Source organism: Pseudomonas fluorescens, from assembly GCF_003732425.1.
Classification (GTDB): Bacteria; Pseudomonadota; Gammaproteobacteria; order Pseudomonadales; family Pseudomonadaceae; genus Aquipseudomonas; species Aquipseudomonas fluorescens_BE.
This window is the reverse complement of sequence record NZ_MOBX01000003.1, coordinates 308,011-326,939: the sequence shown is the minus strand read 5'-3', so window position 1 is coordinate 326,939 and position 18,929 is coordinate 308,011. Positions and strand designations below refer to the sequence as shown.

Annotated in this window: 17 protein-coding genes; 7 read left to right on the top strand and 10 right to left on the bottom strand. The window is 60.8% G+C overall.

Going from position 1 to position 18,929, the window contains the following annotated elements; all coding sequences use genetic code 11:
* Positions 1 to 30: 30 nt before the first annotated feature.
* The 5 genes from BK670_RS04240 to BK670_RS04215 form a co-directional block, all read right to left on the bottom strand.
* Positions 31 to 657, bottom strand: coding sequence for an antibiotic biosynthesis monooxygenase (locus BK670_RS04240; RefSeq protein ID WP_123448733.1), 627 nt, complete (start codon positions 655 to 657; stop codon positions 31 to 33).
* Positions 650 to 1,066 (bottom strand): DoxX family protein, encoded by a 417-nt coding sequence (locus BK670_RS04235; RefSeq protein WP_123448732.1) that lies wholly within the window; start codon positions 1,064 to 1,066, stop codon positions 650 to 652. The genes BK670_RS04240 and BK670_RS04235 overlap by 8 nt, the downstream gene beginning before the upstream one ends.
* A gap of 215 nt (positions 1,067 to 1,281) precedes the next feature.
* Complete coding sequence (locus BK670_RS04230) at positions 1,282 to 1,641, bottom strand: DUF6124 family protein (RefSeq protein ID WP_123448731.1); 360 nt, start codon at positions 1,639 to 1,641, stop codon at positions 1,282 to 1,284.
* A 516-nt stretch (positions 1,642 to 2,157) separates the two neighbouring features.
* Complete coding sequence (locus BK670_RS04220; RefSeq protein ID WP_123449187.1) at positions 2,158 to 3,081, bottom strand: LysR family transcriptional regulator; 924 nt, start codon at positions 3,079 to 3,081, stop codon at positions 2,158 to 2,160.
* Positions 3,082 to 3,136: 55 nt separating this feature from the next.
* Positions 3,137 to 4,120 (bottom strand): MBL fold metallo-hydrolase, encoded by a 984-nt coding sequence (locus tag BK670_RS04215; RefSeq protein ID WP_123448729.1) that lies wholly within the window; start codon positions 4,118 to 4,120, stop codon positions 3,137 to 3,139.
* 248 nt (positions 4,121 to 4,368) lie between these two features.
* Between BK670_RS04215 and BK670_RS04210 the strand changes: the two genes are divergently transcribed.
* Both BK670_RS04210 and BK670_RS04205 read left to right on the top strand, forming a co-directional pair.
* The gene (locus tag BK670_RS04210; protein WP_123448728.1) at positions 4,369 to 4,800 is read left to right on the top strand and encodes a helix-turn-helix domain-containing protein; all 432 of its coding nucleotides are present in this window, start codon (positions 4,369 to 4,371) and stop codon (positions 4,798 to 4,800) included.
* Positions 4,801 to 4,925: 125 nt separating this feature from the next.
* On the top strand, positions 4,926 to 7,814 hold the full coding sequence (locus BK670_RS04205) for an ATP-binding protein (RefSeq protein WP_123448727.1): 2,889 nt from the start codon (positions 4,926 to 4,928) through the stop codon (positions 7,812 to 7,814).
* On the opposite strand, the gene BK670_RS04200 is transcribed toward BK670_RS04205, so the two are convergent.
* Together BK670_RS04200 and BK670_RS04195 are read right to left on the bottom strand one after the other, a co-directional pair.
* The gene (locus tag BK670_RS04200) at positions 7,791 to 9,248 is read right to left on the bottom strand and encodes an ATP-binding protein (RefSeq protein WP_123448726.1); all 1,458 of its coding nucleotides are present in this window, start codon (positions 9,246 to 9,248) and stop codon (positions 7,791 to 7,793) included. The two genes, BK670_RS04205 and BK670_RS04200, sit on opposite strands and share 24 nt — an antisense overlap.
* 89 nt (positions 9,249 to 9,337) lie before the next feature.
* Positions 9,338 to 10,288, bottom strand: a complete 951-nt coding sequence (locus tag BK670_RS04195; protein WP_123448725.1) for a GlxA family transcriptional regulator — start codon at positions 10,286 to 10,288, stop codon at positions 9,338 to 9,340.
* Positions 10,289 to 10,503: 215 nt separating this feature from the next.
* Between BK670_RS04195 and BK670_RS04190 the strand changes: the two genes are divergently transcribed.
* Positions 10,504 to 11,226, top strand: coding sequence for a pirin family protein (locus tag BK670_RS04190; protein ID WP_123448724.1), 723 nt, complete (start codon positions 10,504 to 10,506; stop codon positions 11,224 to 11,226).
* Between the two features lie 49 nt (positions 11,227 to 11,275).
* On the opposite strand, the gene BK670_RS04185 is transcribed toward BK670_RS04190, so the two are convergent.
* On the bottom strand, positions 11,276 to 11,761 hold the full coding sequence (locus tag BK670_RS04185) for a hypothetical protein (RefSeq protein WP_259697526.1): 486 nt from the start codon (positions 11,759 to 11,761) through the stop codon (positions 11,276 to 11,278).
* Between the two features lie 160 nt (positions 11,762 to 11,921).
* The gene (locus tag BK670_RS04180) at positions 11,922 to 12,797 is read right to left on the bottom strand and encodes a LysR family transcriptional regulator (protein ID WP_123448722.1); all 876 of its coding nucleotides are present in this window, start codon (positions 12,795 to 12,797) and stop codon (positions 11,922 to 11,924) included.
* A gap of 111 nt (positions 12,798 to 12,908) precedes the next feature.
* On the opposite strand from BK670_RS04180, the gene BK670_RS04175 reads away from it, so the two are divergent.
* From BK670_RS04175 to BK670_RS04165, 3 genes are all read left to right on the top strand, one after another.
* The gene (locus BK670_RS04175; protein WP_123448721.1) at positions 12,909 to 14,108 is read left to right on the top strand and encodes a YbfB/YjiJ family MFS transporter; all 1,200 of its coding nucleotides are present in this window, start codon (positions 12,909 to 12,911) and stop codon (positions 14,106 to 14,108) included.
* Positions 14,109 to 14,168: 60 nt separating this feature from the next.
* On the top strand, positions 14,169 to 15,167 hold the full coding sequence (locus BK670_RS04170) for an NAD(P)H-quinone oxidoreductase (protein WP_123448720.1): 999 nt from the start codon (positions 14,169 to 14,171) through the stop codon (positions 15,165 to 15,167).
* Between the two features lie 112 nt (positions 15,168 to 15,279).
* Positions 15,280 to 16,224 carry an alpha/beta hydrolase gene (locus tag BK670_RS04165; protein ID WP_123448719.1) on the top strand — a complete coding sequence of 315 codons (945 nt, stop codon included), beginning with the start codon at positions 15,280 to 15,282 and terminating at the stop codon, positions 16,222 to 16,224.
* Here BK670_RS04165 and BK670_RS04160 read toward each other — a convergent pair.
* Positions 16,221 to 18,032, bottom strand: a complete 1,812-nt coding sequence (locus BK670_RS04160; RefSeq protein ID WP_123448718.1) for an ABC transporter ATP-binding protein — start codon at positions 18,030 to 18,032, stop codon at positions 16,221 to 16,223. The genes BK670_RS04165 and BK670_RS04160 overlap by 4 nt on opposite strands.
* A 124-nt stretch (positions 18,033 to 18,156) precedes the next feature.
* On the opposite strand from BK670_RS04160, the gene BK670_RS04155 reads away from it, so the two are divergent.
* The gene (locus BK670_RS04155; protein ID WP_259697525.1) at positions 18,157 to 18,750 is read left to right on the top strand and encodes a hypothetical protein; all 594 of its coding nucleotides are present in this window, start codon (positions 18,157 to 18,159) and stop codon (positions 18,748 to 18,750) included.
* Positions 18,751 to 18,929: the final 179 nt, after the last annotated feature.

Below are 18,929 nucleotides of genomic sequence, written 5' to 3'. Positions count from 1 at the left end.
GCAAAGTGAAAAGAAGCGAACCCCGCGCGCTCAGCGCGGCGAGGTTTCTTGGGAATCGAGGTGTTCATGGGCCTGGCTGGCTTCGAGCCACGGCGTAAACAATCGGGTGACCGGCGGCATCACCACATACACCACCGACAGGACGATGGTCAGGGTGATCAGGAACGTCGCGACGACGTAGTTCGACAGGATCGGATGCAGCGCCAGCAGCGGTCCCCAGATCAACGGCACGAGCAAAGTGTGCGGCAGTATCACCAGCAGCGAGACCACGGCCTGTTTCCAGCGCGGCGGCGGCGTAGCGGCATCGGCCAGTGGCGAGAACCAGAATTCATTGATCGGCGCGACTTCGGTCTGATCGCCATCAGCCAGCATCGGCGCCGCTTCGGCGACCAGTGCCTGACGCTGCGGCGATTCCAGCCAGCCTTGCATCGCTTCGGTGGAACTGAAGCGCAGCACGCAGGTGTAGAAATCGAGACGCCCGCGCTTGCCGCGCACCACGTCCACGCCCAAATGCCCTTCACGCTGCCCCGCCACGCGGACGATATTGCGCAGCCAGGCCTCATACGCTGACTCGAAACCGGCCTTGACCCGGTGCTTGATGATCAGCGTGACCGTCTCATCGGCCCCCGGTGCTTGTGGATTGAGGACTTCAGGCATAACGCAGCACTCCGGGCAAACGAACAGGAATCACCAGCCGTCCCGGCCCGGCGATCAACACAGTGGTAAACAGGATCAACAGCAACCAGCCGAACTGCCCTTCAGCCACACTCCATTGCGGATGCACGACCAGCAGTGCCACCAGCAGCACAAAGAGAATAGGCACGCAGGCCAATCGCGCCAGTAACCCGGCGACGATCAGTAGCGGACAGAGGACTTCGGCGAAGATCGCCAGGATCAAGGTGAGGTAAGAACCGAGGTGGAACGGGTCTTCGATCAGTTGCAACTGCGCGGTAAAGTCGAGCAGCTTGGGCAAGCCGTGGACCCAGAGCAGAAACAACCCGCCGCTGACCCGCAGGAACAGCAAACCGATGTCGCGTGCCTGTTCTTCCCGTTGAGAAACGTGCATGGACTCACCCGTGAATAATTATTGGGTGAATCATGCCGGGGTTGGGTGGGAGGAAATTGGATGGGTGTGCTCAGTTCCACGGCGTGCCAGGATTTTTGAAACACCGCAGAACACTGTGGGAGCGAGCCTGCTCACGAAGGCGTCGGGTCAGTTATAAATACTTTGAATGACACAGCGCTTTCGCGAGCAGGCTCGCTCCCACAGGGGGGTTGTGTTCAGGCCGGTGGTTCGAGGTTATCCAGCACCCGATTCACCGCCAGCTCTCCGAGCATGATCAACTGCGCAATCCCCAACAACGCCCGACGCTGCGGCGCGGGCAACAGGTGGGCGACGTCCTGGGCGATGGTTTTGGCCGAGGCAAGTGTTTCGCTGGCGTCGGTCAGCAGTTCTTCGGCTTTGGTGTCGGCAGTTACCGCGTACATGCCGCGAGTTCTGCGTGGAGGTGGCGTGGAACCAGATGGCAGGAGGTAATGGTCGAGCGCGCGGTCGGCGGCTTCGTGGAGTTTTCTCGAATCGATGGATTCGTAGGGGGATGTGGGGTCGATGTCTGGTGGATTGGGTGTGACTTTGAACATGGTGAATCTCCTTTTTAGAGCCGGGATCACCACGTCCTGTCGCTAAACAGGATGGGTGGCGACCGTATGCAGGTTAGCGAACCGGTAAAAAGGCAACCCGGTAGACCCGAAGGTCTCCCGCATACAGCCGCCATAGCGAAGTGCAGACGATAGCCTGCTACGAAGCATGGAGCGCTGATGCACTTTTTTTGGTCCGAGTCGCTAAACCCGATCGCTGAGTTTTCAGCGACCACCAAACGATAGAGACCCGACCACAAGCGCACAAGCCGGCGGATTCTGGCGTAGCTGTAGGCAAAGGCGCAAGGTTGCGTAGCCTGAAAGAGTGTCTGTGGGTGTTGCTTAAACGGCGATGTTTAAACAACCGAAAACTCAAGAATCACACCAAACCAATGTGGGAGCGAGCCTGCTCGCGAAGGCGCCGGGTCAGTCAACAAATGTTTTGAATGACACACCGCTTTCGCGAGCAGGCTCGCTCCCACAGGGGATTGGTGTTGTTTGTGAGATATGCGCAGTGATTCAAATCACTGGAATATCCAGCGGCGCCGCCATGAACTGACTGATCCGCGAGCGCAACCATTTCTCCGCCGGATCGTTGTCATGCACCCCGCTCCACGCCATCGACAACTGCGCCGCATCGATCGGGAACGGTGGATCCTCGGCACGCAACGCACACCCTTCAACCAGCGCGCAGGCCGCGTAATCCGGCACGGTGGCGATCATCTCGGTGCCGGCGAGCAAGGCGCGCAGGCCGCTGAACTGCGGCACGCCCAGCACCACGCGGCGCGAACGGCCGACCTTGGCCAGGTCCAGGTCGATATTGCCGCTGAGGTCACCGGAGAACGACACCATCGCGTGCGGGCGCTCGCAGTATTCGTCGAGGGTCAGCGGCCCCGGGCGGTCGTCACCGCGCAAAACCTTGCAGGGAATGTCGCGCAATGTTTTGCGCTTGGCGTTGGCCGGCAGATCGGTGGTGTAGCTGACGCCGACGGAGATTTCCCCAGAGGCCAGCAGCGTCGGCATCAGCAGGTAGTTGGCGCGGCGCACCACCACGACAATCCCCGGCGCCTCTTGCTGCAGCTGACGCAACAATGGCGGAAACAGGCCGAATTCGGCGTCATCCGACAGGCCGATGCGAAACACGTCGCAACTGCTCGCCGGTTCGAACTCCTTGGCGCGGCTGACCGCGCCGGAGATGACGTCCATCGCCGGTTGCAGCTCTTTGAGAATCGCCAGTGCCCGTGCAGTCGGCTCCATGCCGCGACCGTTGCGCAACAGCAAAGGATCATCGAACAGATCACGCAAACGCCCCAACGCGGCGCTGACCGCCGGTTGCCCCATGAACAGCTTTTCGGCGACGCGAGTCAGGTTCTTTTCGAACATCAACGCTTCGAAAATCACCAGCAGGTTCATGTCGACGCGACGCAGATCGTTACGGTTCATAGGCACGTTTTCCTTTTCGGTGTCAGCCGTTTTTTGCGGGTAGGCGCTGCGCACTTTACTCGATTAACGGCACCTTGGCCGCGCGCTTGTAAGGGCCGTATTCCACGGGCACCCACTGAAAATGTTTGCCTTGTGCAGTGATGTGACCGATGCCCGGAAACGGCAGGTGCGCCGCCGTCACCCACGTCTTGCTGGCGACCGCCGCACTGAAGACTGCCTGACGAGCGTTGATCGCTTGCGCACTGTTGACGTCAAAGCCGATCGACACTTCCGGATGCTCAAACTGCACCGCCAGGTTATGCACCAGATCCCCCATGAAGACGATGCTCTGATTCTGCGAGGTGAAACGGTAGGTGGTGCTGCCCGGCGTATGTCCTGCTTCGAGTGTCGCTTCGACTAACCCCGGCAACGGCGACTGGCCCGCAGCGAAGGTCTTGAAACGCCCGGTGGCGACATAGGGCGCAGTGGAGTCCTGGGCGATCTTGAAAAACTCCCGGGCGCCGGCCGGCGCTTTGGCCAGCGCGGCCGGATCGAGCCAGTAATCCGCTTCAGCCTTGGCGGCGTACACCGTGGCATGGGTGAACAACGCTTGCTTTTGTGCATCGACCAGACCACAGACATGATCGAGGTGCAGGTGCGTCAGCAAAACCGTATCGACCTGCTCTGGCTGGTAGCCGGCCGCCTGCATATTCGCCACGAGCTGCCCGGCGGTGGCGCCAATGCATTGCCCGGCGCCGCTGTCGACCAGAATCAGTTGCTTGCCGGTATTGACCAGAAAAGCATTGAACGCCGTCTGGACACCCGGGGTTTCAATCGAACGGCGTGCCAGCAGTGCGCGGATCCGGGCCTGACTCATGCCCTGCAATAGCTTCGGCGACAGGTCGTTGTAGCCATCGAACAACGCGGTGACCTCGTAATCCCCCACGGCCAGGCGGAAATAGCCCGGCGCCTGAGTGCCCTGCTGTGGTGCCTGCGCCATGGCAGCGGAAATCACCAGCGCGCACGTCAGCGCCGTCGCTGCTTTAAAGATGCCTTTCATTTGATTCCCCTTGGATCTGCCGATTGCGGCGCCCGATCGGTTCGCCACGCTTGCAGTCATCGTGCCGCAAACCGCGGGGCGCAGACTTGCAGGGATGTGCTGAGTTCAGCTCAATGCGCTGGAATTAACAACGATTAACTCGTCAGCCTCCCGCCCTCGGCCAACAATGAAACCCTCTGCGCAGCGTTGTTTTTTTGACCTGAGGGGATGCGCCGACCGTGCATCCCCCATCGACACGGACTTTGGCCATGGCTCATTTACAGCACAGCGTCGCCCTCGCCCCTGCCAACGAACCACGCAAGACCGGGGTCGGCGGACTCAGTCCGCAACGTGAACGACAGGTCAAACAACTGATCCTCGAACGCCTCGGAGAGAGCCTTGAGGTCACCGAACTGGCCCGCGCCTGCTCGCTGTCGCGCAGTCACTTTTCCCGCGCCTTCAAATGCAGCACCGGGTTATCGCCGCAGGACTGGATTCGCACCCAGCGCCTCGCGCGAGCCAAGCTGCTGATCCAGCACACCGACCTGAGCCTGACGCAAATCAGCCTGGAATGCGGGTTCTGCGATCAGGCGCATTTCTGCCATATGTTCACCCGCAGCGAAGGCATCAATCCGTTTGCCTGGCGCTGCCAGATCATGCGTGCCCCCAAAGCTCACCGTGCACAGCCCGCCGTGTTTTGATCGCGGCCCCCGTTGCACTGACGCTCAAACCTGAGGATTATGCCGGGACACCCCGGAATAGAAGGCCTGCGCACGCGCCCGGCCCTACTCCGCTCTGTCCGCCGCAGCACCGCAGGAGTGAGCTGTTGAGTCTTTCCCCGAATCAGGCCCTCGGTTTTGGCCCCTATCGGATTCATCCCGGGCAACGCCTGGTGCTCGAAGGCGAGCAGCCGTTGCGCCTGGGCCGACGGGCGATGGACATCCTTCTGATTCTGCTGGCCCATGCCGGCGAAGTGGTGAGCAAGCAGCAATTGATGGCCGGGGTCTGGCCGGACAGCGTGGTCGAGGACATCAACTTGCGTGTGCACATGGCGGCATTGCGCAAGGCACTCGGTGACGGTCAGGCCGGCCAGCGTTACATCATCACCGTGGCGCAACGCGGTTACAGTTTCGTCGCCCCGGTTTTACCGCAATCCATGAAGGAGCGTCCTGTGGGCGATGCTGGTGGTCGGCACAATTTGCCCCTGCGGCGCACGCGCATGATCGGTCGCCAGGCGCTCGTCGATAGCTTGATGACGCAGTTGCCGCGCCAACGCTGCATCACCCTGGTCGGCCCCGGCGGGATTGGTAAAACCACCGTGGCCTTGCGCGTGGCCGAGCAGTTGATCGGACATTACCGCGACGGTATTCGGCTGGTTGACCTGGCACCGCTCAACGATCCCCGGCTGATTTGCTCACATCTGGCAGCGCTGCTCGACTTGGTATTAGTGGACGGTGATCCGCTGGCCGCGCTGGTCAATGGCCTGCAACAGCGGCAGATGCTGTTGCTGCTCGACAACTGCGAACACCTGATCGATGCCGTCGCGGCGCTCAGTGAAAGCATTCTGCGCGGGGCACCGGGGGTACATATTCTCGCCACCAGCCGCGAGAGCCTGCGCGCTGAAGGTGAATTCGTGCAGCGTCTGGATACCCTCGACTACCCGTCGATGCGCGCAGTATTGAATCGTCAGCAGGCACTGGAATATTCGGCGCTGCAGCTGTTCATCGAACGGGCTACGGCCGCGCAGGAAAGCTTCGAACTGAGCGACGCGCAGTTGCCACAAGCGATCGAGATCTGCCACCGACTCGACGGTATTCCGCTCGCGTTGGAGCTGGCGGCAGCGCAGGTTGCCGAGCTGGGCCTGAAAGGTCTGCTGAGCCAATTGCAGGGCCGCTTGCCACCGCTGGCGGCGGGCAATCAAAGCAGTCTTGAGCGACATCTCACCCTGCGCGCCACGCTGGACTGGAGTTTCAACCTGCTCGACGCTTGCGAGCAAACCTGCCTGCGTCGTCTGGGCGTGTTTTGCGGGAGCTTTACTTTAGAGTCGGCGGCGGCGGTTATCGTCGGCCAACAGATCGACCCCGGGGTGGTGTTCGTGTCGATCACCCAACTGGTGGCCAAATCCCTGCTCAGCGTTGAGGTCGGTGACGAAGAAGTGTTCTACCGCTTGCTCGACACAACCCGCCGTTACGCACTGGAAAAACTCGATCACGCCGCCGAATGCGAGGAAACCCGCGAACGCCATGCCGAACGCTGCCTGGCATTGATGCAGCAGGCGCAAAGCGATTGGGAAATGACACCGACGGCGTTGTGGATCGAGCGCTATGCCCGCGGACTGGAAGACCTGCGCGCGGCGCTGGACTTGTGCCTGAACGGTGTCGGCCCGGGTGGTCTCGGGGTTCGCCTGACAGCAGCGTCGGCGCCCCTGTGGCAAGAGTTGTCGCTGCTCAAGGAGTACGGCGGCTATGTGCGCCGGGCGCTGAGCCTGCTCGATGAACTCGGCGAACCCTGCCCCCGTCTGAAAATTTCCCTGAAACTGGCCCTCGGCAGTGCCTGTTATCACACGTGGGGAGGCACCCCGGAAACCATCCAGGCGTTCGTCGAGGCTCGCCAGTTGGCCCTCGAACACGACGACGTCGCCGGGCAATTGCGCGCGGTGTCCGGGCACATGGCGGTCAACCTCAGTTGCGGGCACTACCGCATGGCGCTGGCGCAGAGTGAGCACTTCGATCGCCTCGGCGTGCACGGTGACCCGTTGTTGTCATTGAGTACCCACCGTTTGCGCGTGCTGGCCCTGCACTATGCCGGTGATCAACCGCAGGCGCGCATTCATGCCGAGCAGGTGCTGCAGCGCATGGCGCATAGCGGTCACGTCAACCGCTTCACTCATGGTTTTGGCGTGCAGTACGACCAGAGCGTCGCCTCGCTGACGGTGCTGGCGCGAGTGCTATGGATGCAGGGATTGCCGGAGCAAGCGTGGCATACGGCGCGACTGGCCCTGGATATTGCCGTGCAGATCGACCATGGCACTTCGATTTGTTACACCCTGGCGCTGGCCAGTTGCCTGATCGCCCATTACAACGGCGATCAGCAGAACGCCCAGGCGTTGTTGCAACTGCTGCTGGAGCAATCGCAGAAGCATTCGGTGCTGCTGTTCAACACGTGGGCGCGGCACTATGCGCAGGTGATCGACACGCAAATCGGTGCGTCAGTACCGAAGGACAGCAGTGGGCTGATTCGGGAAATCATGGTGACGCTGGATGACCGTTTTGTGGACGAAGCGCTGCTTGAGCGGGCGCTGAGTGGTGATGCGGGTTGGAGCACGGCGGAGATTTTGCGGGCTCGGGCGGATGCGCTATTGAAGGACGATCTGCGTTGTCTGGACGGGCCCCTTCGCGAGCAGGCTCGCTCCCACATGGGGTCTGAGTACACCCAAAAACCCTGTGGGAGCGAGCCTGCTCGCGAAGAGGCCCTCAAGGAAGCCGAAGCACTCCTGCAACAATCCCTGACCGTCGCCCGCCGCCAGGGCGCGCTCGCCTGGGAACTGCGCAGTGCCACGTCACTGGCGCAACTCTGGCAGCGCCAATCGCGCTGCCAAGAGGCGCTGGATTTGCTCACGCCGATCTATCAGCGCTTCACCGAGGGCTACGCGACTCCGGATTTGCGCAAGGTACGCTTGCTGATCGACGATTTACGCGAGCACGTGCACGCCTGAGGCCCGGCGAATCCGGCTGATATAACGCGTATGCCGCCGTTCAAGATCAATTCCCTCACCGCTACGCTCCAGTTGCTCACGGGCGTAGCAGCGAGTGGTATGGAGCATTCGGTATCGGCCTGCACTGCCGCCCCGCTCCACCACCAGTAATGACTGGCGTGCCAGGCCTTCGATGAGCGCGGCAAGCCGCGACGACGCCAGTTGCGGGCAACTGATTACCGCCAGTGCCGCCTCCAGGGTAAATGCCATTTTGAACACCGATAAACGCTGCAGCGCGCGTTGTTCCTGCTCGCTCAAGCGTTGATAGCTCCAGTCGAGCGCCGCCTGCATGGATTGGTGGCGGGGCACAGCGGTGCGCCGGCCATGGCTGAGCACTTGCAGACCATTGCGCATTTGCGCCTGCAAGCCGACCAACGCCAAGGCGTCGATCTGCGCCGCGGCCAGTTCGATCGCCAGCGGTAAACCGTCGAGTTGGCGACAGATCTCCAGCACGGCTTTGACATCCTGCTCACGCAGGCGGAAATCATGCTGTCGCGCCCGGGCGCGGCTGACGAACAACTGCACCGCAGAATGGCCCATGGCCTCAGTGATGCAATCGCCTGCCGAGCGTTTCGGCAGGGTCAGCGGTGGCACGCACTGAAGGATTTCCAGACTGACCTGCAAGGCCTCGCGGCTGGTGGCGAGAATCGACAGCCGGGGAGCGGCCTCAAGCAACGTTTCAACCGCTGCCCGGCAGGCATCGCGACGGTGGTCTACGTTATCCAGCAGCAGCAACGCATGGCGAGTGGACAGTCCGGGCAAATCGCTTCCGAGAGTGCGCAGCACCTGATCGAGCAGCGGTGTGTCGTCGTCGATCAAGCTCAGATCGATCTGCCACACGCCGTCTCTGTAGTACTGCAACAGCAGTTCCGCGACCCGCAATGCGACAGTGGATTTACCCACCCCGGCCGCTCCCGTGACCGTCATCAGCCGGCACAACGGCATTTGCCGCACCAGCCCGCCGACCAGCGAGTCGCGCCCGGCGACCGGGGTCAGTCGCGCCGGCAAATTATGTTGAGGCGCTTGCAAGCCCTCGAAGGCTACTTGCGCCCCGCTGCTGCAACGCACCGGGGCGATAAACCTGTAACCGCATTGCGGCACGTTAACGATATAGCGCTGACCGTTTTCGCCGTCGCCCAAGGCGCGCCGGAGCGCGGCGATGTGCACGCGCAGGTTGATCTCCTCGACCACCGACGTCGGCCACACCAGGGCGATCAATTGCTCCTTCCTGACCACGCGCCCGGCACGCTCGACCAGCACCTGCAAAATGTCCAGCGCGCGACCACCCATGCGCAATGGCCGATCTCCATGGAGTATCAGCCGTTGGCGCAGATGGAAGGCGTAGGGGCCGAAATGCAGCACCGACGCCGTGTTCAAATCGATGAGGCTATCCATGCCAACATCTTGGCAGGCTCAGATGACGCGACAACTGCTACACGGGGCGCAGTACGGACATCCGGGTGCGCCAGACGGACAGCAGCGCTCTAGCTGAACTGTTCGCGGTATTGCGCGGGCGTCAGGCCGAGCTTTTCAGCGAACAGCGAACGCATGTGCCGCACACTGCCAAAGCCACTTTTGTAAGCCACGGTTTTAAGCGGCAGATCGGTGGTTTCCAGCAGGTTTCGCGCGCAGTCGATGCGCGCACTCTGCAGAAACTCCATCGGCGTCATGTTGATGTCGCGGGTGAACACCCGCGCGAAGTGCCGCGCACTCATATTGGCAACGGTTGCCATGCGCTCGACCGTGAAGGCTTCGTCGAGGTGTTCCAGCACGTAGCTCTGCGCGCGGGTAATCGGCGTTTCCTGCGGTGCCACCGCGGCCATCAGCGGGCTGAACTGCGCCTGCCCGCCCTGCCGCTTCATCACCACCAGCAGGACTTTGGCCACATCCTGCGCGAGTTTCTTGCCGTGATCACGAGCGACGACGGCGAGCGCCATATCGATCCCCGCCGTGACGCCGCCCGAGGTGACCAGGTTGCGATCCTCGACATAAATCTGGTCGGTCGTGACATGGGCCTTCGGGAACCCCTTGATCAGGCGTTCGGTGTAGTTCCAGTGCGTGGTTACACGGTAACCGTCAAGCAAACCGGCATGCCCCAGCACAAAGGCACCCGTGCAGATGGATCCGTAGTACTCGACGCGCCGGACTGCGTCTTTGAGCCAGGCAAACAACGAGGGGAACCGTTGGTTGTAGGCACCTGGGCCGCCTGGCACCAGCAGCAAATCATAACGTTCGGTGTCATCGCCAATGCTCCGGTCGGCCTGCACCATCACACCATTGGAGGCCCGCAGCGGGCCATCTTCGGTGCCAAGGGTGATCAATTGATAATGCGCATCGGGTTTCAGGTAGCGATTGGCAACCGAAAAAACCTCCAATGGCCCGGCCATGTCGAGCAGAAGAAAGTCGGGAAACAGCACCATTGCCACGGTTTTCATGGGAAGACATCACTTAAATCAGAGAGACATGATACGGACCAGACATTATGGCCAACTGCAGCCGTTTGAGCGCAAAAGTTTTGTGTGAAGGCTATCGCAAAACTGTCAACCTGACAGGGACAGTCTTTCAATTTTCATCTACTTATTGCGCGATCCAGTAAACAGTAACCTTCTCCTCACTCGGACGAATTCACGTCCCGCAAGGAGATTTCATCATGCTGACCCTTCGCAAAGCCTCCGATCGTGGCCTCGCCAATCATGGCTGGTTGAAGTCCTTTCACACCTTTTCCTTCGCCAGCTATCGCGACCCGCGTGAGCAGGGTTTTTCCGATCTGCTGGTGATTAACGACGACCGCGTTGCCGCCGGGAAAGGCTTCGGCCAGCACCCGCATCGCGACATGGAGATCTTTTCCTACGTGCTGGAAGGTGCGCTGGAACACAAGGACACGCTGGGCACCGGTTCGGTCATTCGCCCGGGCGACGTGCAGTTGATGAGCGCCGGCAGTGGCGTGGCGCACAGCGAGTTCAACCATTCGGCAACCAAGCCGGTGCACTTCCTGCAGATCTGGATCGTGCCGGATGTCAGCGGCGCCAAACCGCGCTACCAGCAGGAGCATTTCAGCGCACAGAAAAAACGCGGTCGCCTGCAATTGATCATCTCGCCAGACGGCAACGACGGTTCGCTGAAAGTGCGCCAGGATGCACGTGTCTTCGCCGGTCTTTTCGACGGCAAGGAAAGCGCCACACTGCAACTGCCAGCCAACCGCTACGCCTATGTGCACGTTGCACGCGGCAGTGTTGAACTCAATGGCCAGCGATTGCAGGAAGGCGACGGCGTGCGGGTTCGCGAGGAACAGTTGCTGAGCTTGAGCAACGGTGTCGATGCCGAGGTGCTGGTATTCGACTTGCGGCCTCAAGAATTGCCAGAGATGCCATGACGCGGTGTTTCAGTGCTCACGAAAAACGGCCTTCTTTGAAGGCCGTTTTCTATTGTGGTGATTCGGGTACTTGTTGCGAAGCCGGCTTTGGTGCACTTATATCCTTGCCGATCTGGATCGCGGCGAGTGTCGTCTGCAAGGTGGTTAACACCGCTGCCTGATTGGCGAAATGCGCTCCCACGACGACGGTGATCATTCCGATAAAATGGACGGCGGTCGTCGCCCAGTAATGCGCCTTCACTGTCGAGGCATGTTTGATGGCTTCTTTTGAGTCTTCGGCGATTTGTTGTACGCCGTCCCACATCAAATCGTATCGTTTGTCCCTCTCCGCCTGAGTCAAAAGATAAGCATCGATTTTTGCCGACACACCCTCGAACCGAGCGTCCATTCTGGTCTCAATGGTTTCTATCCTGGCATTGAATTCTTCACGACTGATAGCGTTCATGGCTTGATTATTCCGACTTTTACTCGATAGATCACTGACTGGATTTTGACTGAATTCCGTGGTCTTCAACTCAACACCTTCCTGGCTCAAACCCTACCGTCCCTGGTATTACCATCAGTGAAAGCCTGACGTCCTTCACCGAGCTGACGAAAACAATAGGACCCATCGACAATGCTGACAAGCCGGGAGATTCTGCCTCTGGTGTAGGCCGTTTCGTCAGAGGTTGTAGCCCTGCCAAAAGAACGTCTGCCTAGTCATTCTCCGACGCGAACGCGTCGACAATCTGCTCAATCACCGCCCTCACCCGCGCGGTATGCCGCAGGTCCGCGTGGGTCACCAACCACACTTCGTACGGCAGTGGTCGAGTGCGCTCCGGCCAGAGCCTGATCAGGCCATCGCGCTCGCCCATGTACACCGGGATTTCTCCTACACCCAACCCTGCTGCAATCGAACGGCGCACGAGCAGGCTGGAACTGAGGCTGGCGACGATGCGGCCGCGACTCAACGGCTCCGACACCAGGGTCAGGTCCTTTTTGCTTTGCAGATAAGGTTGATAGACCACCAGATCATGCCCCTCGAACGCCGTGTCCGGCTGCGGCACGCCATTGGCGTCGATATACGCTTGGGATGCGAACAGCCCCACCGGCCATCGGGCGATTCGCCGGGCGATCAGGTCAGGGTTGTCCGGGCGGGTGTTGCGCACCGCGATATCTGCCTCGCGCTTGGCCAGACTGAGAATCTGCGTGGACGCATCCAGTTGCACGCGCACGTCCGGGTGCTGTTCGTGCAAACGGGCAATGGTCGGGATCAGAAAGTCGATGGCCAGCGAATCCGTGGTACTGACGCGCACCGTTCCGGTCAGGCGATCATCCAGACCCTGAATCTGCCGCTCCAGCTCCAGCGCCGAATGCTCCATTTTCTCCACACTCCTGAGCGCCGCCTCCCCGACAGCGGTCAACGCGTAGCCGTCGGAGGTGCGCAGGAACAACGTTGCGCTCAGGGACTTTTCCAGCGCGGTGATTCGCCGCCCGACCGTGGCCTGATCCACTCCCAGCACCCGCGCTGCGCCGCGTAACGTCGACTCGCGGCAAACGGCCAGAAATACCCGTGCATCATCCCAATTCATGCTGCCTCCCAGTGATGCAGATTCGCATCGTAGCGCCGCTTAATCGCTGCATTAACGCAGCAACGATAGCCGATATGCTGGACGCCATAAACCTTCCGCGAGATCGCTATCATGCGCACTTCAACCTCCACCGGTATCTGGCTGCCGATCTTCGCCGGCCTCTGCGCCAGCCTGGTCAGCATCGGGCTGGCGCGTTTCGCTTACACCCCATTGATCCCTTCACTGATTGAGGCGCAGTGGTTCAGCGCCAATGATGTGGTCTACCTCGGTGCGGCCAATCTGGTCGGCTATCTGATCGGCGCCCTGCTCGGCCGGCCGACGGCGCGCCAACTCGGCAATAAAAATGCCTTGCGGCTGATGATGCTGGTGGTCACGGCGGCGTTTTTTGCCTGTGCGTTTCCGTTGTCGGTGAGCTGGTTCTTCGGCTGGCGGCTGCTGTCGGGGATTGCCGGTGGTGCGATCATGGTGCTGGTGGCCGCGACGGTACTGCCACACGTTCCGGCGGCGCGTAAAGGGCTGGCCAGTGGCGCGATCTTTCTCGGCATCGGGCTTGGCATTGCCGGCTCCGGGACACTGGTGCCGCCGCTGTTGAGCCTCGGTTTGCAAGCGACATGGCTGGGCCTGGGGGCGTTGGCCTTATTGTTGACGGCGCTGAGCTGGTTCGGCTGGCCGTCCGATTTCCCGCCCCCACAGGCCGCGCAGGAAAAGGTGTCTGTTGAACCGACGCCGCGCGGTGTCTATTTGTTGTTCGCTCAATACGCCTTCATGGCCGCTGGCCTGGTGCCGGCCATGGTGTTTCTGGTGGATTACGTGGCGCGTGGACTCGGCGCCGGGGCGCATGTCGGCGCGCTGATCTGGGTGATGTACGGTTTGGGCGCGATTGTCGGCCCGGTGAGTTATGGCTTTCTTGCCGATCAGCTTGGCGCACGTTCCGGCATTCGCCTGGTGCTGGTGGTGCAGGCGATCGCCCTTGGGTTGCTGGCGATGTCCCACTCGTTTGTGGCGCTGGCGCTGCTGGCGGTGATTCTCGGTTCATTTCCGCCCGGCATCGTGCCGCTTGCCCTGGCCCGGGTGCATGAGCTGGTGCCGGAGCATCAGCACCAGCAAATTGCCTGGAGCCGCGCCACCGTGTCGTTCGCCACCTTTCAGGCGCTGGCCGGGTTTGCCTATTCAGCACTGTTCAATGCCAGCGGCGGTCACCACGCGTTGTTGTTCGTCATCGCCGCTGGCGCGATCGTCGTGGCGCTGCTGCTGGAGCAAGCCATGAAATGGCTGCCCACCCCGGTTGAGCCACGCTGCTGCGCAAATTGAAGGGAATCATTGCCTACTCGCCATGCTCCCACTTACACAACTCAAGCCAAGAGAAACGATATGTCCCTGCCCAATGAAATGACCCGAATCGAAATCACCGAACCCGGCGGCCCCGAGGTCTTGCAACCCAAACGCGTGGCGCTTCCGGTCGCCGCACAAGGCGAGGTGCTGATCCGCGTACACGCCGCCGGAATCAACCGGCCGGACGCTTTGCAACGTGCCGGCAAATACCCGATGAAACCCGGCATGAACCCGATCCCCGGGCTCGAGGTCGCCGGTGAAGTCGTGGCCCTCGGGGCGGGTGTCAATCAGTTCGCCGTGGGCGACAAAGTCTGCGCGCTGACCAACGGCGGTGGTTATGCCGAATACTGTGCAGTCCCGGCTGGCCAGACCCTACCGATTCCACAAGGCCTGGACTGGGTGCACGCCGCCGCGATCCCGGAAACGTTCTTTACCGTGTGGGCCAACCTGTTCGGCCTCGGTGGCGCCAGCCGTGGCCAGCGCGCGCTGATTCATGGTGGCACCAGCGGCATCGGCACGACCGCACTGATGCTGTGCCGAGAATTCGGTATAGAAGCGTTTGCCACCGCCGGCAGCCCGGACAAATGCGCAGCGATTCGCGACCTCGGTGGCGAAGCGATCAATTATCGCGATGAGGATTTCGCGGCAGTCATCGCCGAGAAAACCGCAGGCCAGGGCGTCAATGTGATCCTCGACATCATGGGCGGCTCGTACCTCAACGGTAACGTCAGCGCCCTGGCGATGGATGGCCGACTGGTCATGCTCGGTTTCCTCGGCGGCGCGAGGGCCAATGACTTTGACCTGCTGGCAATGATGGCCAAACGCGCGGTGATCACTGGTTCCCTGTTGCGCGCCCGCACCGCTGCCGAAAAAGCCGCGATTGCCGATCAACTGCGTGAGCATGTATGGCCGGCGCTGGCTGCCGGGCGCTGCCTGCCGATGATCGACAAGGTCTACCCACTCACCGAGGCCGCTCAGGCTCACGCGCACATGGAGGCTGGCGACCATATCGGCAAGATCGTGCTGCAGGTAGCGTGAATCCTTGCAGCATTTGGTAATCGTTGCGCCGGGGCGGTGGTCGAAAAACTCCCGCGCAGATCGAGGCATCTGGTAAAAAGCCTTCTTTGTCTGCGCCTGGGTGAAACGTTTAATGTTCCTGTCCTTCATGACGCGTCTGCGCCGCCGCCGTTTGGCGTTCGCCTGCATGGCCGCGCTGATTATCGGCGTGCCGACCAGTTGTGCCGTGCTCGAACACACCGAACGCAAACTGCTGTTTCGCATCGAACCGGGCACTGCCGGTTGGTATCGCGGCTTGCCCGGCAGCGTGCAGGAACTCGATCTGCAACCAAAGAGTTTCAAGGCCGGGGAAAACATTCATGCCTGGTGGTGGCCGGCAGAAAAAGCCAATGCGCCGGCCATTCTCTATCTGCATGGCGTGCGCTGGAACCTCACCGGGCAGTTGTTCCGTATCGAGCAACTGCGCGCTGCGGGCTATTCAGTGCTGGCCATCGACTACCGCGGCTTCGGTGAGAGCAAAGGCGATTTACCGTCGGAAAGCAGCGTTTACGAGGACGCGCGGGTGGCGTGGGAACGCTTCAAGCTGCTGCAACCGGACCCGGCAAAACGCCTGATCTACGGGCACTCCCTCGGTGGCGCCGTGGCGATCGATCTAGCCGCTGAACTCGGGCAGACCGCCGCTCGCGATCACTCTGCATTACCGGTGCGCGGACTGGTGATCGAATCCACTTTCACCACACTGGCGGATGTTGCCGCGTCGGTGGCCAACACTTCGCTGCCGGTGCGCTGGCTGCTTTCACAGAAATTCGATTCGATCGACAAGATTGCTGATATCCACATGCCGCTGCTGGTGGTCCACGGTTTGGCTGACGCTTTCGTGCCGCCACGCTTCAGCGAACAACTGTTCAACGCCGCACAACAACCCAAGCGCTTACTGTTGGTGCCGGGCGCGACGCACAACAACAGCATGGCGCTCGGCGGGCAGAACTATCGCAAGGCGCTCGACAGCCTGATGCAGAGCAAGCCAGCCCCCCGGATGGCCGGGCCTGCAACCGTGCGCAACGGGCACGACACTTAACGGTAGCCGCGAGCCTGCAGATCGAACAATTGCGCGTAATGCCCGGCAGCGGCGATCAGTTGATCGTGGCCGCCCTGCTCCAGAATCCGCCCTTGTTGCAGCACGATGATGTGGTCGGCATTGCGCACGCTGGAAAACCGATGGGAAATCAGCAACGTCATGCGACCGTCGCTGTGCTGGCTGAAATGCTCGAACACCGCCGCTTCGGCCGCCGGATCCAGGGCGGACGTCGGCTCATCGAGGATCAGAATGTCGGCATCACGACGCATATACGCGCGGGACAAGGCAATCTTCTGCCACTGCCCGCCAGACAATTCCTGGCCACCGGCAAACCAGCGTCCCAACTGCGTGGCATAACCCTTGTCCAGCCCTTCAATGAAGGGGGCCGCCATGCCTTGGGCCGCGGCCTCCTGCCAGCGTTGCGCGTCGTTGAAGGCCAGGGTATCGCCGACGCCGATGTTTTCTCCAACGCTGAACTGGTAGCGGATGTAGTCCTGAAAAATCACGCCAATCCGCCGACGTAACGCGGTCTCCTGCCAATCCTGCAAATCACTGCCGTCGAGCAGGATACGCCCCTGATCGGGGCGATAGAGTCGGGTCAGCAATTTGATCAACGTGGTCTTGCCTGAACCGTTCTCGCCGACCAGCGCCATGCTCTGGCCTGGCACCAATTGCAGGTCAATGTTCTCCAGCGCAGGCCGACTGGCGCCCGGATAACGGAAACCGACGTTTTCGAAACGCAAACCATCGCCCGGGCAGACGCCGACCGTCAGGTGGCCGCTATCGACCTGAACCGGTTCGGCCAGGTATTCATACAGACTGGTCAGGTAGAGGCCGTCTTCGTACAGGCCACTGATCGCACTCAAACTGCTGCTCACCGCGCTTTGGCCTTGCTTGAACAGCACCAGATACATGGTCATCTGACCGAGGCTGATCTGGCCATGCACGGCATCAATCACCACCCAGGCATAGGCCGCGTAAAAAGCCGCGGTACCGAGCAGGCCGAGGCCGAATCCCCAGCCATCGCGCCGCAACGTCAGGCGGCGGTCTTCTGCATACAGCCTGGCGAACGTGTCGCGGTAGCGTTGCAGCAACAGCGGGGCAAAGCCGAACAGCTTGACCTCTTTGATATACGTTTCGTGGGACAGCAAGGTTTCGATGTAATTCTGCTGCCGACTCTCCGGCGCGCGCCGGGTGAACAGACGAAAGGCGTCACCGGAAAAATGCGCTTCGGCAAAGAACACCGGCAACGCACCGACCACCAGCAGCACCAGCGCCCAAGGGGAAAAATGCACCAGCAGCACACCAAAACTGATCAGCATGATCAGGTTTTGAATCAATCCCAACGATTTCATGACCAGCGCCAATGGCCGGGTCGAAGCCTCGCGACGGACACGCACCAGTTTGTCGTAGAACTCGGAGTTCTCGAACTGCACCAGTGACAGGGTCTGTGCCTTCTGCAAAATCAGCGTATTGACCTTCTGCCCCAGCTGCACCCGCAAGAGCGATTGCTGCACCGACAGTGCCCGTTGCGTGCCGGACAACATCGCCAACACCCCGGCCTCCAACAACACATAACGCAACACCGGCCACAGCGGCGCACTGCCGTGTTGTGCGTGCAACTGCATCGCTGCCACCACGGCATCGACAATCCGCTGCCCCAACCATGCCGCCAGTGCCGGCAGCAAACCGGCCACCAACGTTGCCAGCACCAGCCCCAGAAACAAGCCACGCGATGTCCCCCAGACCAGACGCAAGGCTCGTTGCGCCTGATCGAACAAAGACGTGAAACGCGATAGATCAGGCATGGGGCATTGGACTCTGCAGGTGAAGGCGGTGCGTCATGGTACTCCAGCGTCGCGACGAAATTTCACACAGCAAAGGTTCCTCGGCATACTGGCGCCCCTCCCGACACCATGAAAAGGACTGAGTGTGTTGACCCGCCCCAATGCCCTATGGATTTACTACCCGATTTGCTGGCTGGCTGTTCTGTCGCTGCTGCTGCACATCGCTTTTTATGACTGGTATCTGCTCACCCCGATCGACGTCGGCGGCACTTTGATGGGTGGCATGGGCGGACAAATGTCCGCCATTGGCTGGATCGCGGCCACCGTGGCATTGTTATTGGCCCTGTTGATGCGCATTCCGGGATCGATTCATGCCTGCATCGTCGCCGGGCTTCTGCCTTTGCTGATTGGCGCCTGGTGGCAGCTCAATTATCCGGACGATGCGGAACAACGGATCTACAGCATCAGCCCCCACGAAATCGGCAGCGCCATGTTGATCGGCGCAGTTTTGCTCGGGCTTGGCCTGTTTCTGCGTTCGAAACTGAAGAAAAAAGGCACGGTGTCTGGCTTGGTAATGACCAGCAGATCCGCGCTGGCCGTTCTGATAGCCACTGTTTTTATCGGCGTGCCTGTCTACATAGCCAAACAAGTTTCGCTGCCCCACTGCGCGTTCAGCAAAGACGGCCAGCAGTTGTCGGTGTGCCTGGGTGACGACGACGAACGCGTGATTGTCGACTGAATCACGGCCTGGATGCCGGTAATAATTCAGGCGTTTTTCAGAACGAAAGCATCTGGGAGACTCTGCCCTTTCCGGCGTCCAACGCTCTGCTATGTTCTAACCGCCCTACGCGGAACCCGGCGACACCCGCCACGCTCCGCGCCTGACTGCCGGGAGCAGAGACATGAGAATCAATCCCG